The 4,535-nt window shown below is 74.5% G+C and carries 1 protein-coding gene; it reads left to right on the forward strand.

What is annotated here, in order from left to right; translation table 11 throughout:
* Positions 1 to 4,535 (forward strand): type I polyketide synthase (locus ACWCRA_RS35160; protein WP_451069473.1); only part of this gene is annotated, 4,535 nt, incomplete at both ends.

Genomic DNA, 4,535 nt, shown 5'->3' on the forward strand with positions numbered 1-4,535 from the left:
AACTACGCCGCCGGCAACACCTTCCTCGACGCCCTCGCCGCCCACCGCCACGCCCACGGACTCCCAGGACTCTCCCTCGCCTGGGGACTGTGGGACGGCGAGGAGGGCATGGGCGGGTCGCTCGACGCGGCGGGGCTGGCCCGGTGGGCCCGCACGGGCCTGCTGCCCCTGCCGGCCGCTCTCGCCCTGGAGCTGTTCGACGCCTCGCTCGCGGGCGGCTCCGCGCTCGCCGTCCCCGCGCTGCTCAACCGGGCGGCCATCGAGAGCGGTACGGCCGCTCCGATGCTGCGGGGCCTCGCGCGGGCGCGGCGGATCGCGCGCCGTACCGCGACCCCGGCCGCCACGTCACCGGACGGCGCGGCCTCCCCCTGGGCGGAGCGGCTGTCCCGGCGGCCCGAGGACGAGCGGCTCGCCCTGGTGACCGAGGAGCTGCGCGCGCTGACGGCCTCGGTGCTCGGCCATCCCGACTCCACCGGTGTCGCCCCCGCCCGTGCCTTCAGCGAGATCGGTATGGACTCGCTGGCCGGTGTCGAGCTGCGCAACCGGGTGAGTGCGCTCACGGGGTTGCGGCTGCCCCCCACGGCCGTCTTCGACCATCCGTCGCCCGCCGCGCTGGCACGCCATGTGCTGGAGCGGATGTCGGGTGTGGTGGCGGGGCGCGGGGCCCCGCCGGCGGCGGCGGTGGACACCGGGGACCCCGTGGTGATCGTGGGCATGGGATGCCGCTTCCCCGGCGGAATCACCTCCCCCGACGAACTGTGGCGCCTCGTCGCCGAGGGACGCGAAGGAATCAGCGGCTTCCCCACCAACCGGGGCTGGGACCTCACCGCCCTCTACGACCCCGACCCGGACACCCCCGGCACCTCCTACACCCGCCACGGCGGATTCCTCCACGACGCCGACCTCTTCGACCCCGCGTTCTTCGGCATGTCACCCAGAGAGGCCGTGGCCACCGACCCCCAGCAGCGACTGCTCCTGGAAACCGCCTGGGAGACCTTCGAACACGCCGGAATCGACCCCACCCGGCTGCGCGGCACCCGCACCGGCGTCTACGCCGGGGTGATGTACCAGGATTACGCGACCCGGCTGGGGAGGAGTCCGGCCGAGTTCGAGGGTTTTCTGCTGGCGGGGAACCTCTCCAGTGTGGTGTCGGGGCGGCTGGCCTACGCGTACGGCCTGGAGGGTCCGGCGGTGACGGTGGACACCGCCTGCTCCTCCTCACTGGTCGCCCTGCACCTCGCCGCCAACGCCCTCCGCTCCGGCGAGTGCGATCTCGCCCTCGCCGGCGGGGTGACGGTCATGAGCAGTCCCATGACCTTCGTGGAGTTCTCGCGTCAGCGGGGGCTGTCCGCCGACGGACGCTGCCGCTCCTTCTCCGCTCACGCCGACGGCACCGGCTGGTCCGAAGGCGCCGGACTCCTCCTCCTCCAACGCCTCTCCGACGCACAACACCAGAACAACCGCGTCCTCGCCATCCTCCGAGGCAGCGCCATCAACCAGGACGGCGCCTCCAACGGACTCACCGCACCCAACGGCCCCTCACAAGAACGCGTCATCCACCAAGCACTCCACCACGCCGGACTCCAACCCCACCACATCGACGCCGTCGAAGCCCACGGCACCGGCACCCGCCTCGGCGACCCCATCGAAGCCGGAGCACTCACCACCACCTACAGCCACCACCGACCACCCCACCAACCCCTCTGGCTCGGCTCCCTCAAATCCAACATCGGCCACACCCAAGCAGCCGCCGGAGCCGCCGGCACCATCAAAATCATCCAAGCCCTCCACCACCACACCCTCCCCCCCACCCTCCACACCCAACACCCCACCCCCCACATCAACTGGAACAACACCAACCTCCACCTCCTCACCCACCCCCAACCCTGGCCCCGCACACCCAACCGCCCCCGCCGCGCAGCCATCTCCTCCTTCGGCATCAGCGGCACCAACGCCCACCTCATCATCGAAGAACCCCCACCCCGGCCCGCGACCCCGGAACCGGCGCCGGTCGCCGCGCTCCCGCTCTTTCTCTCCGGCAGTGACGAGACGGGGCTCCGCGCCCAGGCCCGGCGGCTGCACACCCATCTCACCGAGCGCCCGGAGCTGTCGCCGGTGGACATCGGCTGGTCGCTGGCGACCACCCGGGCCACGCTGAAGGAGCGGGCCGCCGTCGTGGGTGCCGACCGGGCGGAGCTGCTGGAGGGGCTGGACGCGCTCGCCCGGGACGGGGCCGGCGCACGGGTGGTGCGCGCCGGGAGCGGGACGGCCCGGGGCAGGACCGCGTATCTCTTCCCCGGGCAGGGCAGTCAGCGGCCGGGAGCTGGCCATGAGCTGTACCAGCACGTCCCGGAGTTCGCCCGCCATCTCGACGAGATTCTCAGCACCTTCGGCGACCGGTGGGAGCACCCCCTGCGCGAGGTGATGTTCGCCCCGGCGGGCACGTCGGCGGCGGCGCTGCTCGACCGCACCGACCTGACCCAGGCGGCGCTGTTCGCCCTCGAAGTGGCGCTGTTCCGGCTGGTCGAGCACCAGGGCCCGGCGCCCGATCTGCTGCTCGGCCACTCCCTGGGCGAGCTGACCGCCGCGCATGTCGCCGGGGTGCTCTCCCTCCAGGACGCCTGCACCCTGGTCGCCGCCCGGGGCAGGCTCATGCGGGCCGCCCGCGACGACGGCGCGATGGCAGCGCTGCGGATCACCGAGGACGAACTCCGGGAGACGCTGGCGGAGTACGGCGACCCGGCGCGGGCCGCGATCGCCGCCGTCAACGGCCCCCGGTCCACCGTCGTCTCCGGTGACGCGGAGACCGTGGACGCGGTGACCCGGCTCTGGCGGTCCCGGGGCCGCCGGGTGAAGCGGCTGACGGTCTCGCACGCCTTCCACTCGCCCCACATGGACGGCGCCCTCGCCGAGTTCCGCACCATCGCCGCACAACTCACCTACTACACACCCCACATCCCCGTCATCTCCAACCTCACCGGAGAACCCGCGACCCCCCGCCAACTCCACTCACCCGACTACTGGACCCACCACATCCGCCACACCGTCCGCTTCCACGACGGAGTGCGCGCGCTGGAGTCGGCCGGAGTCACCGACTGTCTGGAGCTGGGCCCCGGCGGTGAGCTGACCGCGATGGCCGGGGAGATCCTGGACGACGGCCCCACCCTGCCGCTGCTGCGCCCGGGACGGCCCGAGGCCACCTCGGTGACGGCGGCGCTGGCGCTGCTCCGGCTGCGCGGAGCGGCCCTCGACCCGGACGCGGTCTTCCCCGGCGGCAGCCGGGTCGATCTGCCCACCTATGCCTTCCAGCGCGAGCGGTACTGGCTCACCGCGCCCGCCGCGCCGGCCGGCGCCGGGGAACTCGGCATGGAGCCCGCCGAGCATCCGCTGCTCGGCGCCGCGCTGACCGTCGCCGGCCGGGACGCCCGGCTCCTCACGGGCCGGCTCTCGCTCCACACCCATCCCTGGCTGGCCGGTCACGCGGTGCACGGAGCCGTGCTCTTCCCCGGTACGGGCTTTCTGGAGCTGGCTCTCCGCGCCGGGGCCGAGGTGGGGCTGCACCGGGTCGCCGAACTGACCCTGACCGGCCCGCTGGTGCTCCCCGCCGAAGGCGGGGTCGGGCTCCAAGTGGTGGTCGGGGAGCCCGGCGACGACGGTCACCGGCCGCTCGATGTGTATGCCCGGCCGGACGGAGCGGACGGGTGGACCGCCCATGCGAGCGGCCGGCTGGCCCCCGCCGCGCCTCCGGCGGCGCCGCCCGGGCCCGGTGGCGGCGGGGAGCCCTGGCCGCCCGAGGGCGCCGCCGAGACCGTCCTCGGCGATGTGTACGGACGGCTGGCCGAGGAAGGGTTCGGATACGGCGCCGAGTTCGCCGCGCTCCGCCGGGTCTGGCGGGCCGGGGACACGGTCTGGGCCGAGGTCGCCATCGGCGAGGAGCTGCGGGGGGACACCGGACGGTTCCTCCTCCATCCGGCACTGCTGGACGCGGCCCTGCACCCGCTGCTGCCGGGGGTCGCCGGCCCGGATGCCCCGCCGGGGCTGCCGTTCGTCTGGAGCGGCGCGGAGGTGGGCACGGCGGGGACGGCCGCCCTGCGGGTGCGGCTGAGGACGACCGGTCCGCGGCGGGTCGCCGTGTCCCTGTGGGACATGACGGGCGTACCCGCCGGGTCGGTGGAGTCGCTGGAGCTGCGCCCGGTGAGCCGGGACACGGTCCGGGCGGCCATCGGCTCCGCAGGGGACGGTGTCCTCACCGTCGTATGGCAGCCGCTCGACACCCCCGTGGCGGAGAGCCGCTCCCGGGCCGAGCCCGCCGGGGACGCGCTCCCGCCGCCCGACGGCGGTGATGTGGTGGTGCGGATGCCCGGACCCGCCGTGCCCGCCGACCCCCGGCGGGCCGTGGCGGCGGTGACGGCCCGCGCGCTCCGGCTGGCGCGGGAGTTCCTCGCCGATGAGCGGTACGCCGGGTCCCGGCTGGTCTTCGTCACCACCCGCGCCATCGCCGCACTCCCCGGCGAGGACGTACCCGGACTCGCCCA

The sequence above is a fragment of the Streptomyces sp. NPDC001889 genome (assembly GCF_053594535.1).